Consider the following 21,881-nt stretch of genomic DNA (forward strand, 5'->3'; position numbering starts at 1 on the left):
CCATGACCATCGTCGAGAAATACTGGGACGACGCCCGCGAGGGCGACACGTGCACGAGCCCGAGCTACGTCGTGACCAAGGAACGCATTCTCGCGTATGCCGACCTCACCGGCGACCATACGCCCGTTCACGTGGACGAGGATTACGCGAACGCCAGCCATTTCGGCTGCCTCGTCGCGCACGGGCTGTTCGGCCTGTCCGTTGCCGACGGCCTGAAGACCCAGAGCGACTATCGGTTCCTGCCGGGCATGTCGCTCGGCTGGACCTGGGATTTCCTGCTGCCGATCAAGGTCGGCGACGTGCTGCACGTGACGTTCCGCGTCGGTTCGATGCGGGCGAGCAAGAGCCGCCCGGACTGGGGCATCGTCGTGCTGCCGTCGGAACTGATCAATCAGGACGGGCAGGTCGTTCAACGCGGCGAACATCGTCTGATGGTGCCGCGCCGTCCGGAGGCACGATGATGCAGGCTCGTCCCCTCGAAGGCATTCGCGTCGTCGACTACAGCCACTTTCTCGCCGGCCCGTATGTCGGGCGCTGTCTCGCCGCGCTCGGCGCCGAAGTCATCAAGGTCGAGCGTCCCGGCGCCGGCGACGCCGGGCGCCAGCACGCGACCGTGCTCGACGACCAGCAAAGCGGCTACTTCCTGCAGCTCAACATGGGCAAGCGCGGCGTGAGCGTGAACATGAAGGATGCGCGCGGCAAGGCGTTCATGCAGCGGCTGTGCGACTCCGCCGACGTCTTCATCGAGAACTACCGGCCGGGCGCGCTGGACAAGCTCGGGCTCGGCTATGCCGAACTGTCGGCGCGCAATCCGGGCCTCGTCTACTGCTCGATTTCGGCGTACGGGCACACCGGCCCCGACGCGCATCGCGCGGGCTTCGGGCTGATCGCCGAAGCGAAGAGCGGGATCATGCAGATGGTCGGCACGCCCGGCGAGCGGCCGCCGCTGCTGCGCATTTCGCTCGGCGACATGTACACCGGCATTCATGCGGTCGCGGCGATCAATGCCGCGCTGCTCGGGCGCGTGAAGAGCGGCCGCGGGCAACACGTCGACATGGCGCTGTACGACACGCTGGTGTCGATGCACGAATACGCGGTGCAGTGCTACACGCTGCAGGGCGTGCTGCCCGAGCAGACCGGGCACGACATGCCGACGTCGACACTCTACGGCGTGTTCCGTGCCGCTGACGGCGATCTCGTGATCGCCGCGCAGGTCGACGATGCGTGGAAGCGCTTCGCACAACTGATCGAGTCGCACGGCGGCCCGGCGGGTTTCGGCGCCGACACGCGGTTTCACGACAGCACCGGCCGCAACGCACACCGCGCGGAGATCCTGTCGGTGGTCGAGCCGTGGGTGGCCGCGCGTTCCGTCGCGTCGGTACTGGACCTGCTGGACGGCATCGACGTTCCGTGCGCGAAGGTGCAGCGCATCGACGAGGTGTTGAACGATCCGCAGATCCAGGCCAGGGGCATGGTCGTCGAGCAACAGCATCCGCGCTACGGGACGCTGCGTCTGCCCAACCTGCCGTTCCGGTTTTCCGATTGCGATACGACGATTCGCGACGTCGCGCCCGATCTCGGGCAGCACAACGCGGAAGTCGCGCGCTCCCTCGGGTTCGATTCGGCCGAAATCGACGCGATGCAGGCCGATGGCGTCCTCTATTCGAAAGCGAGCCAACGATGACTGATCGATACGCGGTGATCGGCAATCCGATCGGACACACGAAATCCCCGCTGATTCACGGCCTCTTCGCGCAAGAGACGCGACAGGACCTCCGCTATACGGCGATCGAAGGCCCGCTCGAGCCGGCAGGTGCTTTTGCTGCAACGGTGCGTGCGTTTTTCGATGGCGGCGGCAAGGGCATCAACGTCACCGCGCCGTTCAAGCTCGACGCGTTCGCGATGTCGGACGAACGCAGCGAGCGGGCGCGGCTCGCGGGCGCGGCCAACGCACTCAAGTTCGACGGCGGCCGCATCCTGGCGGACAACTTCGACGGCATCGGACTGGTTCGCGATATCGAAGCGAACCTCAATCTGCCGATGGCCGGCAAGCGCGTGCTGGTGCTCGGCGCGGGCGGCGCGGCGCGCGGCGCGCTGTTGCCGTTCCTCGAAGCCGGCCCGGCGGAACTCGTGATCGCGAATCGCGACGTCGACAAGGCGCGCGCGCTGGCCGCGCAGGTCGCCGGGCGCGGTCCGCTCGTGGCCGGCAGCTACGCGGACCTCGCGCGGATGGGACGTTTCGACCTCGTCGTCAATGCGACGTCGGCCAGCCTGACCGGCGATCTGCCGCCCGTCCCGCCGAGCGTGTTCAGTCCGACGGGAACCGCCTACGAACTCGCCTATGGCAAGCGGCTCACGCCGTTTCTCCGGCTCGCGAAAAACGCGGGCGTGCATGGGATCGCGGACGGCGTCGGCATGCTGGTCGAGCAGGCGGCCGAGGCGTTCGCATGGTGGCGCGGCGTGCGCCCCGCGACCAGTGCGGTGATCGACCGGCTGGCCGTGCCGTTCGACTGAACACGCGATGGGGTGTCGGCATGCAGCCGATCCCGATGCGCGACGGCATCGAACGCGGCAGGGGCGGCAGGCGCGATCGGGTAGACTCGGCGCGTCCATACGAACGAGCCGCGTCGCACGACGTTGCGTTGCCGCCGCCCGCTTCCCCCGTCCCCTTCCCCGCCCTAGACCGTGCCGAACCCCGTCATGCCGGACACCACGCGCCCCGCTCGCCTGAACTTCGCGCTCATGTTGCCGCTGTTGCTGGCGGCCCAGCCGGTGGCGACCGACAGTTATCTGCCTGCGCTGCCTGAAATCGCCGCGACGCTGGGCTCCGCCAGCGTCAGCCTCACGGTGTTCGCATTGATATTCGGTGTCGGACAGTTGCCGATGGGCAGTCTGTCGGACCGGTTCGGCCGTCGCCCCGTCTTGCTGGCCGGCCTGACGCTTTATGCGCTGACCGCATTGGCGGCGGCGCTCGCGTCGACCGCCGCGATGCTGGTGACCGCGCGTGCGATGCAGGGCTTTGCCATGGCCGCGATACTGGTATGCGCCCGCGCGGCGGTGCGCGACCGGTATTCGGCGGGCGACGGCCCGTACGTGATGGCACGCGGCTTCATGGGAATGGGGATGATGGCGTTCCTCGCCCCGATCGTCGGGGCATACGTCACGCAGCACGCCGGCTGGCGATGGGTACTCGCGGGGATGAGCCTGTATGCGTTCGGCTTGCTCGTCATGTGCGCGTACGGCTTCGAGGAAAGCGCCGCGAGAATCGCGCCGCGCCGGAACTCGGCCGGGGACGTGCGCGAGATCTTCGGCAATGCCCCGTTCAGAGTATGGACGCTGCTGGCCGCGTCGACGTACACCGGCATGTTCTGTTTTCTGCTGCTTTCTCCGACGATCTATATCCGGCAGTTCGGCATCTCGCCGCAGCGATACGGCTGGATCCCCGCGAGCGGGACGCTCGTCTACGTCCTGAGCACCTTTGGCTGCCGGCAGTTGCTGCGACGTCAAAGCATGCTGCGCACGGTGCGCCAGGGCGCAACGTTGAGCCTGTCAGGGGCGGTGATCCAGGCTTTGGGGTGTGCGCTGCTTCCCGGCAGCATCTGGCCGCTGCTCGTCGGGCATGGCGTGTATTGCCTCGGCCACGGCATCCATCAGCCGTGCGGGCAGGCAGGCGCGGTCAGCGGCCTGCCTCATCTTGCCGGTCGCGCGGTATCGTGGTCCGGCTTCATCATGATGTTCTTCGCGTTCGGCGTGGGACAGACGGCGGCGGTTTTCACCGATCCGCGCTATCAGTCGGGCGCGTGGCCGATGGTGGCGCCGATGCTCGTCGTCGGCGTCACGCTGGTCGCGATCGCGTTTGCGTGGTTGCCGAAAATCGGCGATGCGACTTTGGTCGCGGCAACGGTTCCGGCGCGCGCGGTGGAGGGTCGCTGAGTTGCGGTGGAGAATCGGCGGGTGAAGATCGCACGGCAGCGCCGGCAGATGCCAGTCGAACGCGAAACCCGTCGCGCGATAGTCGGCCACGATCTCGTCGCCCCCACGATGCTGGAGGCAAGGTCGGTACCGCGTCGTCGCGTTCGGTGCTGCTCGGCGGATCTCGAACAGGCACGGCAACCGCGAACCAAAGCGCCGCGCCGATCAGCCGATCCGGCGCGGACGAAACGCTCTCGGCTATCGGGAAAGCGGGAGGTACTGCGTTTTTCATGCACGCGGATCTCGCCGACCCAAGCCCCCAAACCATCAGCCCATCGTTTGCGCGAACGACTTCAGATACTTCATGCCCGTGTCGCACATGATCGTCACGATCGTGGCGTCCGGGCCGAGCCGTTCGGCGAGTCGCAATGCGCCGGTTACGTTGGCGCCGGTCGACGTGCCGCAGAACAACCCCTCCTCGGCGGCCAGCCGGAACGCCATGGCTCTCGCGTCCTCCGTCGAGACGCGCTCGAGTTCGTCCGCGATACCGTCGCGCCAAAGCGGCACGACATAGCCCGCGCCGATTCCGTCGATCTTGTGCGCCCCGGTCGGCCCACCCGACAGCACCGCCGATTCGGCCGGCTCGACACCGGCGATCCGGATGCGTGCGTCATGCTCGCGCAAGCGCCGCGAAATCCCGCGCAGCGACGCAGCCGTACCGACGCTCTGGACGAAACCGTCGAGACGGCCGTCGGTCTGCTCCCAGATCTCGTCGGCCATCTTCGTATAGGCGCCGAGCTGATCGGCGTTTTCCATCTGTGCGGTGAGGTATGCGCCCGTCTCGCCGGCGATCCGATGCGCTTCGCGAATCATGTCCTTCGTCAGCTTCTCGGTTTGCTTGCCGTTGTCGCTCGGGACGAGCGTCAGCTTCGCGCCGAGCAGGCGCATGTGATCGAGCTTCTCCTTCGCGAACGCATCCGATGAAACCAGATGCAGCGGATGCCGCTTGACGGCGCACACCAGCGCGAGCGACACGCCCGTGCTGCCGCCGGTGTACTCGACCACCGCGCCGCCGGGCGGCAGACGCCCATCGCGCTCGGGCGCTTCGATCATCGCCAGCGCGATCCGGTCTTTCATGCTGCCGGTCGGATTCTGGCTTTCGAGCTTGACGAACAGACGCGCGCCGTTCTTCGGGACAACATATCGTAACGGGACGAGCGGCGTGTTGCCGATCGTGTCGAGGATGCTGCCGGGAGTCGATTTCATGTTGATCTCTGAAGTGAACGAGCCGGTACGAGCAGACGAATGGCGGTTGAACAGATCCGGGAATGCCGGAACTGCTTCGCAGTCTAGACGCGCGACGAGGCCTTGCACCATAGTCATAAATGACATTAATGGCGGCATTTACGACATCCCTTCGGCATGGAAGCCACTCTCCGCCTGATCGGAAATCCGATGCATGGGCGGGCGCGGCGCAAGCGCGCCACGCGTCGCCCGCCGCATTCGTTCAGACCGTACGCGACACCAGCTCGCCCAGCACCGTATCCAGCGCGACATGGCCGCGCAAGATATCGTCAGGATTGCTGTCGAAATCGATCCAGCCTTCGTTGAAGCCGTCCAGCATGCGCATGCGCGGGAGCGGATGCTTCATGCCTTGCGCGCGAAACAGCGCTTCCCACGTTCGCCTGTCGACGGCTTCCGCGCGCACGTCCCGGCCCAACACGCGAGCGAAGGCCAGCGCGAGATCGTGGGGGCTCACCCGGCGCGGGCCTTCGAGCTCGACGACACGCACCCCGCTCCACGTCTGCTGCAGCAGTTCCGCCGCAACACGGCCCACGTCCGCGGTGGCGACCATCGGCACGGGCTTGTCGAGCGGCTGCAGGTAACTGGCGACGACACCCTCGTCGCGCGCGAACGCGACATCCCACGCGGCGTTCTCCATGAACCAGCCGGGCCGCAGGAACGTCACCGGCATCGGCATCTCGCGCAGCGCCTGCTCCATCAGCGTGAGCTGCGTGAGCAGATTGGTCTCGTGGGCCTGCGCGCCGATCGTCGACAGGCAAACGACCTTTTCCGGACGCGCCGTCAGAAGCGCGGCGGATACGGCTTCGATCACCTTCCGCGCCTCGGGAAACCCGGGCGCCGGATCGAACACCGGCGGCAGCAGGATGAAAACGCCCGACGCGCCGGCGAACGCGGCGGCAAGCGACGCAGGGTCTTCCATGAACGCGGTCGCCATCTCGCACCCGCGCTCCGCCCATGCCCTTGCCCGCGTCGTGTCGCGTACGACCGCGCGCACCGGCCGCCCCGCGGCCAGCAGCTCGCGGGCCAGTGCGCCGCCGACCTGGCCGGTGATTCCTGTGATGGCATACATTGCTCGTTCTCCATGTGTGAATACGTGGGTCGCATTCTGGACAAACGCCGAACGAAACAAAACGACATGGATGGCATCAGATAAGTGACAACGCGTCATCAATTGGGCATGATCGACGCGGACGCCCGGCGGCACCGCGCCGCGCAGCGTTCGCGCGTCGGCCTTCGGTGGGCCGCTCGCCACCCGCTCCCCGTATTCACTCGAACGACGATGAGATCCAGTAGCGAAAAACTGTCCGGCAGCATCAGCGTGTTCGCCGCCGTGGTCGATGCCGGGACGTTCGCGGCTGCCGCCGACGTGATCGGCATGACGCCGCCGGGCGTCAGCCGAGCGATTGCCCGGCTGGAAAGAAGGCTGAACATCCGGCTGTTCAACCGAACGACGCGATCCGTGTCGCTCACCGAAGAGGGCCGCCGCTTTTACGAGCAGGTCATGCCCCATCTCGCCGGGCTGGAGGAAGCCGCCGCGGCGGCCGCAGGCGGCGCCTCCGCCGTGCGCGGAAAGCTGCGAATCAATCTGGATCCGGTCGTCTACCGGGCCATTCTCGGGCCACGGCTCGATGCGTTCATGGACGCGCATCCCGAGCTCGAAATCGAGCTCATCGCGCGAGACAGCCTCGGCGACCTCGTCATGGACGGCTTCGACCTCGCCGTGCGATTCGGCGAACCGCGGGCGTCCAGCCTGATCGCGAGAAAGCTGCTCGACACCGGCGTCGTGACGGTCGCGGCGCCCTCGTACATCGCGCGCCGGGGGCGGCCGGCAAAACCCCAGGACCTCGAGAACGGACTCCACCGCTGCCTGGAATTTCGCAACCCCGAGACAGGCAAGCCGTTCGCGTGGGAATTCCATCGCAAGCGCAAACGCATCGTGGTCGACACCCGCGGACGCCTCACGGTCAACGATCCGGGCGCGCTGCTCAATGCGTGCCTCGCCGGTTCCGGAATCGCGCAGATGCTGTTGCTCGGCGCCGAGCCGCTGATCGCCGACGGCCGGTTGATCGATCTCTTTCCCGAGTGGGCCGACGAGCGGTATCCGTTATACGCGTACTACCCGTCCCGGCATCACGTGCCGGCAAAGACGCGCGCGTTCCTGGATTTCATGATCGAACTGACGGGCGTTCACGCGGACGTCGGCACGCGCTAGCGCGGTTCCGGCGGAGCCCACGGAACCTTGCCTCGGCATGCGCGGCGTACGACGGCGCCGCGGTCGACGCAGCGACGGCGTTCGAGCCCGGTCGCTCGCGTTGGCGAAGCCATGCCGGCCGTATCGAGGACGCTACCGATTGTCGGCGCGCAATTCCCGCACCCCACGGCCGAGCCGACGCCGCAGCAAGGCCCGCAACGTCGCCGCATCCGCATAGCCGACCTCGCTTGCGATCGTCTCCAGGTCGTAACCCATCGACACGAGGTTCTGCGCCCGTTCGATCCGGAGATCCTGGAAGAACGCCAGCGGCGACTTCCCGAGTACCGCCTCGGTACGACGCTGCAACGTGCGCGGTCCGACGGCCAATGCCGCTGCCGCTGCCTGAAGCGAGAAACCCAGGGAAAGATTCTCGCGAGCCCAGCGCTCGAATCGCGCGACCAACGGATCGGCGTGTGCAAGGTAATCCGGAATGATGTATTCGGCTTGCGACGCGCGCTTGTCGATCAACATGAAGCGCGCCACGAGCGTGGCCAGCTCGGGACTGGCCTGACGCAGCAACCACAGCGCCAGGTCGAGATGGCCCATGGCCGACCCTGCCGTGATCAGGCGATCCGCGGCGACGACCATGCGTGACTCGTTCAGATCGACCGCCGGATAACGTTGACGGAAAAAAGGCGACAGCGACCACGTAGTCGTCGCCTCACGATGATCCAGAAGCCCGGCTTCGGCCAGCACGAACGTACCGATGCAGGCGGCGGCCACGCCGATGCCGCCAGCATGCCATGCACGAAGGTGCGCCATCGCATCGCGCACGTCTCGACGCTCCAGCGCCTGGGCCAGGCGCTCCGGCTCCCGGATACCGGGCGCGGGCACGACCACCCAGTCCGGGTGGCGCACGCCGCTTGCCGGCTCCACCGGCATCGACAATCCATGCGCGGTGCGAATGCGTTTGCGCACGCCAGCCACCGTCACGTCGAAGGGTGGCGCGGCAAAGCCTTGAGCAGCAGCCAGTTCGTTGGCCATCGCGAAGGTGTCCAGCAGCACCGTGAGCCCGGTATCGAACAGACCGTCGAGGGCCAGGATAGTCAATCTCATGTCGCAAACGTCGCTGTGGATACCGTTTACGACTATAGCCCAACCATCTGGTCGCCTCCGTTCTCGGCCAGGACCCGGCCGTCCACGGTGGCAGGAGAGTCGTGTTTCTGGCGAGCGACGACGACGAGGCCGCGGCGGAGGTCGGTGCGCTTGCGGAACAACTCGGCTTCGCGCCGATCCGGCTCGGCCGGCTTTCGGAAGGCGGATGGCTGGTGCACGCGCGCAGAAAAAGCTGGGGATACCTGATCTTCAAGGACCTGATCAGCTTTGGCTGACGACGCGCGATTCACGCGCATTTCGCCGAATCGAATGGATCGTTGCCGGGCGCCGCCGACGCCCGAACGGCGACGTGCGCGAATGACCGAACGCGTCCGGCTACAGTCGGACGCGTTCGGCTGTTGCCGACCCAGAACGGCCCTTCAGATTTATCCAAAGCAGCCAATCGTTGTGACCTGCGGCGGGGTTTTATAGCCACGCTCGATGAGTATCTTGGCCTCGGCGCGACTGCGGAATCATTCCCGATTAAATCGCTTCTCCCGCAGCGTGCCGTTGGAACCTTCAACGGAGTCGTTCTGCCAAGGGCGGCAAGAACGGACACAGCGTGTACGATCTGGTCTTCAAGAAAACCATCCAAGGAGAGAGGAATGAATCCGGAACAGGCCCGAGCCGAAGAAACCCAGGCGATGGAGCGCATGGTGGCCGCCACGCTGCGCGTGCAGAGTACGTTCGCCTCGATGCAGAAGCAATTTCCGCCGCAAGGCAGCGGCGAGCCTTCGCCGTTCGCGCTGCAAACCTTTGATGCCGCTCTGCAGGAACTTGAAGACGCACAGGCCGCGTTCGATGCGCTGCTGAACGATCTGATCGACGGTAACCGCTAAAGGCTACGCCCTTATCCGCACCGATTGTCGACGTTCTAAAAAGCTGTGTCGAACGGCCGTTCGCGGCCGCGTGCCTACCTATCCTGTCTGCAACACGGCCGGATCGATTTCGCGCGCGGTCAGCCCGAATTTCGCCATGCGGGCGCGATGATCCGGCGAGCCGAGATATGAACGAAGCCGTCGGTTAACCGCCGTCAGAAGATCCCGGTTTTCCCGGTTGAACGAAAACGCGCCCAGCGGAGGCGTCCGCTGGTTGCCGTTTACCTCCGGCTCGTGCGCGACGTCCTCGATCATCGAGCGGCCTATCCGGCTCGCAACGATCCGGTTTCCCAAAGCCGTGCTCGCGTAGGCGTCGATCACGCCGGAGAGAACGGCCGCGATCGCGTCGGCTTGCTGCTCGAAGACGACGATCTGCCGCCGACTCACGCCCGACGCGATCGCGGAATCATGCTGCACCTGCCCTGCAATGATGCCGAGACGCGCATCGGGACGTTCGGCGATCGACGCATAGCTGCGCAGCGCCTTCGGGTTGCCGGGCCGGACCAGAAAGCCGTCGTCGATCGCCCACACCGGCACGCTGAACGCGACGGTATCGGCACGCTTCGGCGTCACGAAAAGCGGCACGTTCATGTCCCAGCGACCTGCTTCGACGCCCGGCAGCAATTCGCCGAACGTCGTCGGGCAATACTCGATCCGGGTGACGCCTATCTGCCGGAGGATCGTCCCCGCGAGGTCGAGATCGGCGCCGGTCGCGGTGCCGTCCGCTTCGGTCCAGCCGAACGGCGGTTCTTCGATGTACGCAATGGTCAACTTCATCGCTTTGCCTCGCAAGCCGAAGAATCGATCGGGAATTCATCAGCTTACCGTGGGAAGTCGAGGTCCACGAAGCGTCGACAAAATTATTCCGGGTGTATGCAGGTTGATGACATTTTCTTGACGCAACCGCCGATGACGTCATCGATCCGGACATCGACTGCCTGATGCGACAGGCGTGCCGGCGTGGCGGAACGAATTGGCTCCGCGCTATTCGACGTTATCCGCGACATCCGTCATCCGGATCATGTGAGGTTTGATGCCGTCGTCTTCCGCCGTTGCGGCTTCCTTCGGATGGATCAGCGCCTCGAGCCGCGCCTTCGTCGCGATGAACTCGGGCGTATTGACCTGCGAATAATCGCGCGGCCGCGGCACCGGCACCTCGATCAGCTCCTGTACCCCGCCCGGATTCGCCTTCAGCACGAGAATCCGGTCGGCCAGAAAGATCGCCTCGTCGAGGTCGTGCGTGATGAACAGGATCGTCACGTCGATGTTGCGCCAGATGTCGAGCAGGTGCGTCTGCATCCTTGCACGCGTCTGCGCGTCCAGCGCGCCGAACGGCTCGTCCATCAGCAGGATGCGCGGACGATTCGCGAGCGCGCGCGCAATCGCCACGCGCTGCTTCATGCCGCCCGACAACTGGTGCGGATACACGTCGGCAAAACGCGTCAGCCCGACGAGATCGAGCCACTGCAACGCCTCGCGCTCGGCCTCGCCGCTGCCGCTGCCGTTCATGCGCAGGCCGAACATCACGTTCTTCTTCACCGTGAGCCACGGAAACAGCGTATAGCCCTGGAATACCATCCCGCGATCGGCGCCCGGCCCGTCCACCGGCTTGCCGTCGAGCAGCACCTCGCCGCTCGTCTGCGCGTCGAGCCCGGCGAGGATCCGGATCAACGTCGACTTGCCGCAGCCGGACGGGCCGATCACGCACACGAACTCGCGCCGGTGCGTGCGGAAACTGATGTCGTCGAGCGCGACGCACTCGCCCTGCGGCGTCGCGAAACGTTTGCCGACGTGCCGCACGTCGAGTATCACGTCGCGGGCCTTCAGGCGTGCGAAGCGCTCGCGCACCGCGTCGGATTGAATCAGGTAATCGGGAACGGCTTGCGGGTTCTGCATGATGCCCTCTGCGGAAATCGGTCGATGGATACGTGCGGGCGGCGCTCACGCTTTCAGCGTGCGGTCCCACGGAAACAGCCGGCGGCCGAGCAGCCCGAGCACGATGTCGGTGCCGAGGCCGATGATCCCGATCATCAGGATTGCCGCATACACGTTGTCAAAATGCTGGTAGCGCGCCTGCTGGCTGATGTACCAGGTGATGCCCGAACTCGTGCCGACCAGCTCGGCGACGATCAGGTAAGTCCACGCCCAGCCGAGCAGGATCCGCTGATCGCGATACAGGTCCGGCAGCACGCCGGGAATCACCACGTGCGTGAGCAGTTTCAGCTTCTTCGTGCCGAGCGTCATCGCGGCCTCGAACAGCCCGTATTCGAGCTTGCGCGTGGTGTTCGCGACGATCAGCACCTGCTGGAACAGCGTGCCGATCACGATGATCGCGATCTTCGGCGCGTCGTAGATGCCGAGAATCGCGACCATCAGCGCGCCGAACGCGGGCGCCGGCAGGTAGCGGAAGAACTCCAGGAACGGCTCCTGCAGCCGCGCGAGCGCGCTGAACGTGCCGCAAACGATGCCGAGCGGCACGCCGATCGCGGACGAAATCACGAAGCCCCAGAAAATGATGCGGATGCTGTGCCACAGGCTTTCGTGCAGCCACACGCCGTCGCGCGATGCGGGCGGTGTCGTGAACGCCGTGTAGAACGCGCGCAACACCTGGTGCGGCGCCGGCAGGTAAACCGGATTCGCGCGCACGCCCTCCGGTACCGCCGCATGCGTCGCACGCGCATGCGCGAGCTCGTCGTCGAACACGTCGCGGTCGATCTGCATGCCGGTCTGGAAATAGTCGACGCTTCCCGGGTTCGTGATGCGCATTTGCGGATGCCAGACGAACGGTACGTAGCTGATCAGGCACCAGACGGCGAACGGCAGCAGGAACGACGCCAGCCCGAGCGTCCATTTGCCGCGCGTCGTCAGCTCGCGGCGTACGGCGAGCCATCCGGTCGTGTTGCGGGTCATTGTCATCGGAATCTCCGTATCGTTTCGGATGCCGGTCGCGCGGATACCGCGGCATCGCGCGACCGTGCGTTCATTGCAGTGCGCCGCCGGCGGCTTGCGCGCGATAAGCCCGCCAGCCGCCGTAGCGCGTGATGTCCTGCGCATCGTCGAGCGCCACGCTCTCGCACAGGAAGCCCTGCACGCGCGAACCGTCGGCGAGTGTCAGCGTGCCGATGCCGAGCGGGGCAGCAATCCCGGCGACGAAGCTGCCGTAAGCCTCGACCGGCATCTCCCAGACCTCGACCGCGATCGGCGCGCCGCCTTCCGGCACGCGCACGAGCCCCGGTTTGGCGACGCCGCCGCTTGCGTCGGCGGACAGCGCATAGAGGCGGTAGGCCGGCGCGGTCGTGGTCGCGGCGACGAAGCGCGCGCCACGCTGCGTGAGCTGCCCGTTCAACGGCTCGCCGCGCAGATGCGCGCCGACGACGGCTACCCGCACGACACCCGCGGCTGCGACACGCGCCGACATCGCGGCCGCAGGCGGCGGAACGTCGTCGACGGCAGCCGCGCCATCGCCCCACGCATGCGCGAGATCGAGCAGCCGCGCATCGTCGTGCGCGCGGCCGACGAACGTGATCCCGAACGGCAAGCCCGCATGCGGCCCGGTTGCACACGTGCCCGCCGGCACCGCGATCGCCGACAGGTCGAGCAGGTTCACGAAGTTCGTGTAGTAGCCGAAGCGCGAATTGATCGCGATCGGATCGGCTTCGAGCGCATCGACGGTCGCGGTCGTGGCCGAGGTCGGCATCACGATCGCGTCGAGGCCGTCCCACGCGCGGGCCGCGGCGACGCGCAGTGCGGCAAGCCGATCGAATGCGGCGAACGCATCGGCGGCGCTGAAGCGCGACGCACCGCCGACGATCTCGCGAATCACCGGATGCAGCGCATCGGGTTCCCGCGCGGCGAATGCGCCGATCGCGGCCAGCCGCTCGGCGACCCACGGGCCGTCGTACAGCAGCCGCGCGGCGGCCAGGAACGGGCCGAAGTCGATCTCGATGACCCGCGCGCCGGTCGTGCGCAGTCGCTCCAGCGCCGCGCCCCACGCCGCACGGTACGAGTCGTCGCCGAAGAATTCGAGCTGATCGGCTCGCGGCACGCCGAAACGCAATTGCCCGAGCGGGCGTGCCGGCTGCGCGCGCAAACCGTCCGCACCCAACAGCGGCTGCCACGCGCGCCCGTACGGATCGCCTTCCGTCACGCCGTGCGCGGCGGCGAACACGGTGCGCGCGTCGTCCGCCGAACGCGCGAACACCGACACGCAATCGAGCGACCGGCAGGCCGGCACCACGCCGAGCGTGCTCAGCACGCCGCGTGTCGGCTTGAGCCCGACGAGCCCGTGAAACGCGGCCGGCACGCGCCCGGAGCCGGCCGTGTCGGTGCCGAGCGAGAACGTCGCGACGCCGAGCGCGACCGCCACGGCCGACCCCGAGCTCGATCCACCCGACGCATAGCGCGGATCGAGCGCGTTGCGACACGCGCCATAAGGCGAGCGCTGCCCGGAGAGCCCGGTCGCGAACTGGTCGAGATTGGTCTTGCCGACGGGAATCGCGCCGGCCGCGATCAGTCGCTCGACGACGGGCGCGCTGCGCGCCGGCGTGTACGCGTAAGCGGGGCAGCCTGCCGTCGTCGGTATGCCGGCGAGGTCGATGTTGTCCTTGATCGCGAACGGCACGCCGTAAAGCGGCAACGACGCGACGTCGCGCCCGGCGAGCGCGTCGGCATACGGCATCATCTCGTCGCGCGTCAGCGGCCGGATCCACGCATGGTGCGGGTCGCCCGCGTCGAAATGCGCGGCGATCGCGTCGACGAGCGCAGGCGGCGTCAGGCCGCCTGCCGCGTAGCGCGCGCGCAGCGCGGCGATCGAGTGCAGCCCGGGCAGGATCGAGCGTTGTGTCGTGCTCATGCGACCTCCTCGGCGGCGCCCGCCTTCAACACCATCAACCGCTGGCCGGCCACCACCGCCGCGCCGGGCGTGCAATCGATCGTCTCGATCGTGCCGTCTTCCGTTGCCGTCACCGCCACCTCCATCTTCATCGACTCGACGATCGCGACGACCTGCCCTTCGGTCACGCGCTCGCCGGCCTCCACCAGCACCTTCCACACGCTGCCCGACACGTCCGCGGCGATCGCTCGCTGCGTATCGTCGAGCGTGCCCGCTGCCCGGTCCGCCTGCGCGTCGCCCTGCTCCGCATCGCCGACGTATTCCGCGTGGCCGGCCGCGCGCCAGCGCTCGCGCTCCGCGTCGAATGCGGCCTGCTGCGTTGCCTTGAACGCGGCGATCGAATCCGCTTCATCGCGCAGGAAGCGGTTGTATTCGCGCAGATCGAACACGGATTCCTCGATCTTCAGCGTCGCGCGGCCCGCGATGAAATCCGCCCGCAACGCACTCAGCTCGGCCTCGCTGACTTCGTAGAAGCGGATCTCGTCGAAGAAACGCAGCAGCCACGGCTTGCCGGCCTCGAATTCGCGCGTGGTGCGATGGCGATTCCACATCTGCACGGTTCGGCCGACGAATTGATAGCCGCCCGGCCCTTCCATCCCGTACACGCACAGATACGCGCCGCCGATGCCGACCGCGTTCTCCGGCGTCCAGGTGCGCGCGGGGTTGTACTTCGTCGTCACGAGCCGGTGCCGCGGATCGATCGGCGTCGCGACGGGCGCACCGAGGTAGACGTCCCCAAGCCCCATCACCAGATAGCGCGCGTCGAACACGATGCGCTTCACGTCGTCGATGCTCGGCAGACCGTTGATGCGCCGGATGAACTCGATATTGCTCGGGCACCACGGCGCATCGGGCCGCACCGACTGCATGTAGCGCTCGATCGCGACGCGCGTCGACGGGTCGTCCCACGACAGCGGCAGATGGACGATGCGGTTCGGCACGCGCATGTCGGCCACGTCGGGCAGCTCGCGTTCGGCGGCTTGCAGATGCGCGAGCAACGAGGCCAGCGGCAGCGTCCGTGCGTCGAACTGCACCTGGAGCGAGCGGATGCCCGGCGTCAGGTCGAGCATGCCGGGCAGCCGGTGCGCGTCGAGCCAGCACATCAGGGCGTGCACGCGAAAGCGCAGGTTCAGGTCGAGCACGAGCGGCCCGTATTCGACCAGCACGTTGCGATCGCCCGAGCGCCGGTAGACGACGCCGATGCCGCCGCCGGCCGATGGGTCGCGATGCAGCACGCAATCGCCGGATGCGGCAGCGGCAACGTCGCTCGCCGACTGCGCGACCGCGGCGGCCGATTTCCCGTCCGGCATCCCGGTCGACACGCCCGCGCGCACGAACCGCACGGTGTCGCCCGGCCGCAACTGCCCAAGCTTCCACAGCTCGTCGCGCACGACCGTGACCGGACACACGAAGCCGCCGAGGCTCGGCCCGTCCGGGCCGAGAATCACCGGCATGTCCCCGGTGAAATCGACGGCGCCGATCGCGTACGCGTTGTCGTGGATGTTCGACGGATGCAGCCCCGCCTCGCCGCCGTCCGCACGGGCCCATTGCGGCTTCGGGCCGATCAGCCGCACGCCGGTGCGGCTGGAGTTGTAATGGACGGTCCACTGCGTGCCATAGAGCATCGCGATATCGTCCGGCGTGAAGAAATCCGGCGCGCCATGCGGACCGTCGAGCACGCCGAGCGTCCACGCATGCGTCAGCGCGGGCACATCGGCCGCGGCCAACGCCGCGCCGGCGTCGCCGCGCCCGGCGTCCGCGTGCAGATGCAGCACGTCGCCCTTGCGCAGCGCACGGCCGGCATGGCCGCCGAACTGGCCGAGCGTAAAGGTCGCCTTGCTGCCGAGATAGTCGGGCACCTGCAACCCGCCCTTGACGGCGAGACACGCGCGCACGCCCGCGCCCGTCACGCCGCCCAGCTTGAGTATCGCGCCCGGTCGTGCGCGCACGACCTGCCAGAACGGCACCGGTTCACCGTCGAGCGTTGCCGCGAGCGGCGCGCCGCCGAGCACGAACAGCGTCGCGGTATTGAAGCGCAGCGTCGCGCCAACCATCGTGAATTCCAGTCCGGCCGCGTCGCGCGCGTTGCCGAGCAGCGCGTTCGCGAGGTCGAACGCGCGATCGTCCATCGGTCCCGATGGCGGCACGCCGACGCTCCAGTAGCCGACGCGCCCGGGCGCCTGCTGCACGGTGGTCTGCACGCCGCCGTCGAGCACGTCGATCGTGTGCGGCGCGAACGCGAAACGCGACAGGAAGGCCGTCGTCGGCGCGCTGCGCGCGAACGTGTCGGAGCCGACGACGGCACGCAGGTAGTCGAGGTTGGTCTCGATTCCGTACAGCTCGGTACGGTCGAGCGCGGCACGCAGCGCGGCCAGCGCATCGCGCCGCGTGTCGCCGCGCACGATCAGCTTCGCGAGCAGCGGATCGTAATGTGCGCTGATCTCCGTGCCGGCCTCGATCCAGCCATCGACCCGCACGTTCTCAGGAAACGACACGTGCGTGAGCAACCCGGCGCTCGGCTGGAACTGCTTGTTCGGATCTTCCGCGTAGAGCCGCACCTGGATGCTCGCGCCGCGCGGTGTGACGGCAAGCGTGTCGAGCGGCGGCAGGTCGCCTTCGGCCTGCAGGATCATCCATTCCACGAGATCGACGCCCGTCACTGCCTCGGTCACGCAATGCTCGACCTGCAGCCGCGTGTTCACCTCGAGGAAATAGAACCGCCGCGCGGTCGCGTCGAACACGAATTCAACCGTGCCGGCCGACGCGTAGCCCACCGCGCGCGCGAGCCGCACCGCACTTGCGTGCAGCGCGTCGCGCTCGGCATCGGTCAAGTCGGGCGCGGGCGTTTCCTCGATCACCTTCTGGTTGCGCCGCTGCACCGAGCAATCGCGTTCGCCGAGCGCGATCGCGCCGCCGCGGCCGTCGCCGAAGATCTGCACTTCGATGTGCCGCGCGTGTTCGACGAACTTCTCGAGATAAACGCCTGCATGCGCGAAGTTCGCGGTGCCGAGCCGCACGACGGATTCGAAAGCCGCGGCGAGTTGCGCGGCATCGCGGCACAGCGACATGCCGATGCCGCCGCCGCCCGCGGTGCTCTTCAGCATCACCGGATAGCCGATCGCGTCGGCTTCGGCGAGCGCCGTTGCCACGTCGTCGAGCAGCCCGGTGCCTGGCAGCAGCGCGACGCCGTGCGCGGCGGCGAGTTCGCGCGCGGTGTGCTTGAGGCCGAACGCGCGCATGTGATCGCCGCGCGGCCCGATGAACCGCAGGCCCGCCGCTTCGCATGCGTCGGCAAAGCCGGCGTGCTCGGACAGGAAGCCGTAGCCGGGGTGCACGGCCTGCGCGCCGGTCTCACGCGCGGCGGCGAGGATCGCCGCGACGTTCAGATAGCTGTCGGCCGCCGGTGCGGGTCCGACACGCACGGCTTCGTCGGCGAGCGCCACGTGGCGCGCGTCGCGATCGGCATCCGAATAGATCGCGACCGATGCGATGCCGAGGCGCTTGAGCGTGCGGATCACGCGGCAGGCAATTTCGCCGCGATTCGCGACGAGGACTTTAGCGAATCTCATGTTGCCTCCCGCAGGGCCGCGCCAAGGGGCGTAGCGGGGAATTCGCGGAGCATCGCTCCGCGCCCGCGCAGCCGGCCGGCTTTGCAAAGCCGGCCGTGGATGGCAACGGCGCCCTCTGGGCGCGGCGAACGAGTCGATCCGGCGTAGCGCTTCGGTGCGTGCTCCGGTCCCATGCAAAGCCGGTGAGCGTGGCGATCATTCATTCGGCCTCCCAAATCATGAGGCGCACGGGCGTCGGGTCGTAGCCGTTGCATGGGTTGTTGAGCTGCGGACAGTTCGAGATCAGCACCGTGACGTCCATCTCCGCACGCATCTCGACGTACTTGCCGGGCGCGGAGATGCCGTCCTCGAACGTGAGACCGCCGAGCGACGTGACGGGCACGTTCATGAAGAAATTCACGTTGCCGACCAGGTCGCGCTTGGTGAGCCGCGCGCCGACGCCGCACGTGCAGTGCGCGATCGCGTTGAGGAAGCTGTCGCGGCAGTTGTGCATGTAACGCTTGTCGAGCGCATAGCGCACCGTGTTGCTCTCGGCCGCGCACGCGCCGCCGAGCGTGTCGTGGCGGCCGCACGTGTCGGCGACGATCGTCGCCATCGGGTTGCCGCGGTTCGACACGAGCACGCTGCCCGCGCTCAGGTACAGGTTGCGCTGCGCGCGGATCGTGTCCTGCGCGCTGTAGCGCTCTTCCGTATCGTCGGTGCGGTAGAACAGCGTGTCGACGGCCTGGTTGCCTTCCAGGTCGAGAATGCGCAACGTCTGCCCGCGCTTCAGGTCGTGCAGCCACGGATCGCCCGCGTTCAGCGTGATGTCGTGGATCGCTTCGCGCGGGTCGAGCCGGCTTTCGATGATCGGCATGGTCTCGCTCCTCATGCAAACAGACGGTCGGTATTGGCGAACCCGCGCGTGTTCTCCACGCATGCGCGCCGGCACGGGTCGTCTTCGGGCGCCGCGCCATTGGCCGGATACGCGCGATACGCGATCAACTTCACGGCTTTCGGCGCGTAGTCCGGACGCGGATCGAGCGGATGCGGCGCGGTAGAAAACGCCGCGAGCGTATTCATCTCGAAGCGCAGGTCGAACGCGCTGCCGGCCAGCGAATGTCCGGCGACGAATTCGAGCGTGCCGTCGTCGCGCGTGGCCAGCTTGCTGAAGAAGTTGACGTTCGCGGCGAGATCGCGCGCCGACAGTCCGTATTTCGCGAGTTCGAGCACGAGGCTGTCGCGGCCGTTGCGGATCATCGCGTTGCGGTCGGCCTGGTACGACGACGTGCCGTACTTGTGCGCGAACAGCCGCGCATCGCCGACGCCGCCGAGCGGATCGTGCCAGCCGAGCGTGTCTGCCGTGATCGACGCGATCACGCGCCCCATGTCCGTATACAGCGCATGGCCGCGCGTGAGATGCGCGGTATGCTGCGCCTTCAGCGTGTCGGCCATGTTGTAGCGTTCGAGCAGGTCTTCCTGGCGATGAAAGACGGCGGACAGGTTCGCGCCGCCGTCGACATCGACGATGCGCAGCGCGAGACCGCGGCGCAGGATACCGGACCAGTGGGTTCCGGCGGGAATCAGCGTTTCCCACGCGACGTGTGGCGGTGGGGCAAGGACGGCTTGGGGGCTCGGCGACATGGCGGCTCCGGGGTCGGTTGGGCAAAGGGCGTGAGAGGGCGACCGAACGACATCGCGACCTCCCGGGCTTTTATCCCTCCGTGGAGCCTCGCCGTTTCCTCGTATCGAGGCGAAGGCAAGACCGGATTGCTCTCGGACCAGGCATCGCGCGGCGCACGCCGCACGACCGGAACCCTAGCGATCCTGAAGATGATGCAAATTGCTTCGCACCTCTCGAGCGTCGAACAAGCGAGTTGCGTGCCAGCCGCCGTCCAATGACCGTACGACGCGGCCCGGCGGCGCGATGCCGCGCGAGATGCGAACGGCGGACGCATTCGCTTGCCCTCGCGGCGGGCGCGCGGCGCACCATGCGCACGCAACCGCGCACCGGCGCAGTGCGCATCGCGGGCTCGCGCACCGCGCGATCCGCGATGGCATGGGCATTGCTGAATCCGTGCACCTTCACCTCGTCGCCGATCCTTCATGAACAAGCTCGACCTGCTCCGGCGCGTACTGCACGCGCTGTTCGCCGTCCGCTTCATCGAACTTCAGCGCCCCCTGCGCCGCCGTTGAATCGCATTGCCGCGCGACGTTGGCACGCTTCTCGCTCGGCATGACGCCGAGAGGTGCGGCGGCGTCGCATCTTAGGGGTGCTAGGGTTCCGGTTCGTCGAACGTCTGGTCCGAGAGCAGCCCGGCACGCGTTCATCCTGTCGCGAGACCGGATGCGCACGTGCTACACGGCGGGACAAAAGCCCGGGAGATTGGCGATGGCAACGGCCGTCGCGCCTCTCCGTGGCCGCTTCGTTCGCTCCGCATCCGCAGGAACCGGTCACGCGGCCGGACCGTGTGCGCGCGCACAGTCCTATCGACGATCCCGATCCCGGTCTCCTGGAGAACAACGATGACCCGTCCCGCCCCGGCGTTCCGCCGCCTGCCGTCCTTCCGTTTCATCCGCCACGCATTGGGCGCCGCCGCCGCGGCTGCCGCGTTATGGGCGGCGCCTGCCGCGCAAGCGGCCGCGCCGCTGAAGATCGGCTACAGCGACTGGCCCGGCTGGGTCGCATTCCAGGTCGCGCTCGACAAGGGCTGGTTCAAGGAGGCCGGCGTCGACGTCGATTTCGAATGGTTCGATTATTCGGCGTCGCTCGACGCGTTTTCCGCAGGCAAGCTCGACGCGGTCGCGGCGACCAACGGCGATGCGCTCGTGACGGGCGCATCCGGCGCGAAGAACGTGATGATCCTGCTGACCGACTATTCGGCCGGCAACGACATGATCGTCGCGAAGCCGCCGCTGCGCACCGTCGAGGCGCTGAAGGGCAAGAAGATCGGCGTCGAGCTCGGTTTGGTCGACCACCTGTTGCTCGAAACCGCACTGCGCAAGCACGGGCTCAAGGACAGCGACGTCACGCTCGTGAATGCGAAAACCAACGAACTGCCGCAGGTGCTCGGTTCGTCGGCAGACATCGCGGCGGTAGCCGCATGGCAACCGAACGCCGGCGAGGCGTTGAAGCGCGCGCCGGGTTCGCGCGCGATCTTCACGTCGGCGGATGCGCCGGGGCTGATCTACGATGCGATCACCGTCGCGCCGGCGAGTCTCGCCGCGCGTCGGGCCGACTGGGCGAAGGTAGTCAAGGTCTGGTATCGCTGCGTTGCGTACATCAACGATCCGAAGACGCAGGCCGACGCAGTCAAGATCATGTCGGCGCGCGTCGGGCTCGCACCGGCACAATACCTTCCGCTGCTGCAGGGCACGCACTTGCTCGACGAGGCGGCCGCGAAGCGTGTGTTCCGCAAGGGCGACGGACTCGATTCGATCTACGGATCGACGCGCAATGCGAATGCGTTCAATGTGCGTAATGCCGTGTACAAGCAGTCGCAGGACGTCGACGCGTATATCGATCCGCGGTTTACCGACGCGCGTTGACGGCAACACGTTCGCCTGCGCGGGGACGCGCCGCGCAGGTGGACAACTCCGGTCCGGTCGAATGCTTTGGACTGCAATGTTGAATGTTTCGCTGCCGTGAACCTTCGGCAAGGTGCGCGGTTGAACGGCTGCGGCGCTCGATGAGCGTTGTGGTGAGATGCGGGCGGCTGTGTGCGAGCCTCGTTTTGAAGTCTGGCGCCAGACGGCCAGTCAGCCACATCAGTTCGATATTGCACTGGCATTCCCGCTCCAGACGCAGGCTTAATTGAATCCCGTTCAGGTCGTCGTAGATGTATATCTTCAGCAGCACGGCCGGATGGTAGGAAGGGCGGCCCGTTGTTGATGGCGTAACGCCGAAAGATGCGGGATTTCATTGTGAACTCCTGTTGGCCAGCGGCCGGTGTGGTGGGCAATACGGAAAGCGTAACGGGGCTAGCGCGCCCGTCCCCTGC

17 protein-coding genes, 2 pseudogenes and 2 riboswitches are annotated in these 21,881 nt (G+C 67.2%); of the genes and pseudogenes, 8 read left to right on the forward strand and 11 right to left on the reverse strand.

All coding sequences use genetic code 11. The annotated features are described in order from the left end of the window. Positions 1–2 precede the first annotated feature (2 nt). The 4 genes from WS95_RS28930 (at position 3) to WS95_RS28945 (ending at position 3,933) form a co-directional block, all read left to right on the forward strand. Positions 3–461: a MaoC family dehydratase gene (locus tag WS95_RS28930; protein ID WP_034209024.1), complete on the forward strand. Its 459-nt coding sequence runs from the start codon at positions 3–5 to the stop codon at positions 459–461. Continuing rightward, entirely contained in the window at positions 461–1,684 is a 1,224-nt protein-coding gene (locus tag WS95_RS28935) for a CaiB/BaiF CoA transferase family protein (protein ID WP_059827526.1), read from the forward strand. The genes WS95_RS28930 and WS95_RS28935 overlap by 1 nt, the downstream gene beginning before the upstream one ends. Continuing rightward, positions 1,681–2,514 carry a shikimate dehydrogenase gene (gene aroE, locus WS95_RS28940; RefSeq protein WP_059827474.1) on the forward strand — a complete coding sequence of 278 codons (834 nt, stop codon included), beginning with the start codon at positions 1,681–1,683 and terminating at the stop codon, positions 2,512–2,514. Before WS95_RS28935 ends, aroE begins: the two co-directional genes overlap by 4 nt. 186 nt (positions 2,515–2,700) lie before the next feature. After that, positions 2,701–3,933 carry an MFS transporter gene (locus WS95_RS28945; protein ID WP_059827476.1) on the forward strand — a complete coding sequence of 411 codons (1,233 nt, stop codon included), beginning with the start codon at positions 2,701–2,703 and terminating at the stop codon, positions 3,931–3,933. Between the two features lie 306 nt (positions 3,934–4,239). On the opposite strand, the gene WS95_RS28950 is transcribed toward WS95_RS28945, so the two are convergent. Together WS95_RS28950 and WS95_RS28955 are read right to left on the reverse strand one after the other, a co-directional pair. After that, positions 4,240–5,178: a PLP-dependent cysteine synthase family protein gene (locus tag WS95_RS28950; protein WP_059827478.1), complete on the reverse strand. Its 939-nt coding sequence runs from the start codon at positions 5,176–5,178 to the stop codon at positions 4,240–4,242. A gap of 241 nt (positions 5,179–5,419) precedes the next feature. Next, positions 5,420–6,286, reverse strand: a complete 867-nt coding sequence (locus WS95_RS28955; protein ID WP_059827480.1) for an NmrA family NAD(P)-binding protein — start codon at positions 6,284–6,286, stop codon at positions 5,420–5,422. 210 nt (positions 6,287–6,496) lie between these two features. On the opposite strand from WS95_RS28955, the gene WS95_RS28960 reads away from it, so the two are divergent. Beyond that, on the forward strand, positions 6,497–7,429 hold the full coding sequence (locus tag WS95_RS28960) for a LysR family transcriptional regulator (protein ID WP_059781721.1): 933 nt from the start codon (positions 6,497–6,499) through the stop codon (positions 7,427–7,429). A 132-nt stretch (positions 7,430–7,561) separates the two neighbouring features. On the opposite strand, the gene WS95_RS28965 is transcribed toward WS95_RS28960, so the two are convergent. Then, positions 7,562–8,524 (reverse strand): helix-turn-helix domain-containing protein, encoded by a 963-nt coding sequence (locus tag WS95_RS28965; RefSeq protein ID WP_059827482.1) that lies wholly within the window; start codon positions 8,522–8,524, stop codon positions 7,562–7,564. 41 nt (positions 8,525–8,565) lie between these two features. On the opposite strand from WS95_RS28965, the pseudogene WS95_RS28970 reads away from it, so the two are divergent. Next, positions 8,566–8,799: pseudogene (locus WS95_RS28970) on the forward strand (NADP oxidoreductase coenzyme); the annotation flags it as partial. Positions 8,800–9,168: 369 nt separating this feature from the next. Beyond that, the gene (locus WS95_RS28975) at positions 9,169–9,402 is read left to right on the forward strand and encodes a hypothetical protein (protein ID WP_011549124.1); all 234 of its coding nucleotides are present in this window, start codon (positions 9,169–9,171) and stop codon (positions 9,400–9,402) included. Between the two features lie 78 nt (positions 9,403–9,480). Here WS95_RS28975 and WS95_RS28980 read toward each other — a convergent pair whose 3' ends face one another. The 7 genes from WS95_RS28980 to WS95_RS29010 form a co-directional block, all read right to left on the reverse strand. After that, positions 9,481–10,218: a transporter substrate-binding domain-containing protein gene (locus WS95_RS28980; protein ID WP_059827484.1), complete on the reverse strand. Its 738-nt coding sequence runs from the start codon at positions 10,216–10,218 to the stop codon at positions 9,481–9,483. 207 nt (positions 10,219–10,425) lie between these two features. Next, positions 10,426–11,337 (reverse strand): ABC transporter ATP-binding protein, encoded by a 912-nt coding sequence (locus WS95_RS28985; RefSeq protein WP_034209015.1) that lies wholly within the window; start codon positions 11,335–11,337, stop codon positions 10,426–10,428. 45 nt (positions 11,338–11,382) lie between these two features. Then, positions 11,383–12,357 carry an ABC transporter permease gene (locus WS95_RS28990; protein WP_034209014.1) on the reverse strand — a complete coding sequence of 325 codons (975 nt, stop codon included), beginning with the start codon at positions 12,355–12,357 and terminating at the stop codon, positions 11,383–11,385. A 64-nt stretch (positions 12,358–12,421) separates the two neighbouring features. Continuing rightward, complete coding sequence (atzF, locus tag WS95_RS28995; RefSeq protein WP_059827486.1) at positions 12,422–14,293, reverse strand: allophanate hydrolase; 1,872 nt, start codon at positions 14,291–14,293, stop codon at positions 12,422–12,424. After that, complete coding sequence (gene uca, locus WS95_RS29000) at positions 14,290–17,901, reverse strand: urea carboxylase (protein ID WP_059827488.1); 3,612 nt, start codon at positions 17,899–17,901, stop codon at positions 14,290–14,292. Before uca ends, atzF begins: the two co-directional genes overlap by 4 nt. Positions 17,902–18,100: 199 nt before the next feature. Then, the gene (locus tag WS95_RS29005; RefSeq protein ID WP_059827490.1) at positions 18,101–18,757 is read right to left on the reverse strand and encodes an urea amidolyase associated protein UAAP2; all 657 of its coding nucleotides are present in this window, start codon (positions 18,755–18,757) and stop codon (positions 18,101–18,103) included. 11 nt (positions 18,758–18,768) lie between these two features. Further along, positions 18,769–19,524: an urea amidolyase associated protein UAAP1 gene (locus WS95_RS29010; protein ID WP_059827492.1), complete on the reverse strand. Its 756-nt coding sequence runs from the start codon at positions 19,522–19,524 to the stop codon at positions 18,769–18,771. Between the two features lie 57 nt (positions 19,525–19,581). Continuing rightward, positions 19,582–19,713, reverse strand: a riboswitch (guanidine-I (ykkC/yxkD leader). Between the two features lie 432 nt (positions 19,714–20,145). Then, positions 20,146–20,267, forward strand: a riboswitch (guanidine-I (ykkC/yxkD leader). 139 nt (positions 20,268–20,406) lie between these two features. Between WS95_RS29010 and WS95_RS29015 the strand changes: the two genes are divergently transcribed. Next, positions 20,407–21,429, forward strand: coding sequence for an ABC transporter substrate-binding protein (locus WS95_RS29015; RefSeq protein WP_034209009.1), 1,023 nt, complete (start codon positions 20,407–20,409; stop codon positions 21,427–21,429). 181 nt (positions 21,430–21,610) lie between these two features. Here WS95_RS29015 and WS95_RS34335 read toward each other — a convergent pair. Next, a pseudogene (locus WS95_RS34335) lies at positions 21,611–21,784 on the reverse strand (transposase); the annotation flags it as partial. Positions 21,785–21,881: the final 97 nt, after the last annotated feature.

This window comes from Burkholderia sp. MSMB1826 (assembly GCF_001526325.1).
In the GTDB taxonomy this organism is placed as follows: domain Bacteria; phylum Pseudomonadota; class Gammaproteobacteria; order Burkholderiales; family Burkholderiaceae; genus Burkholderia.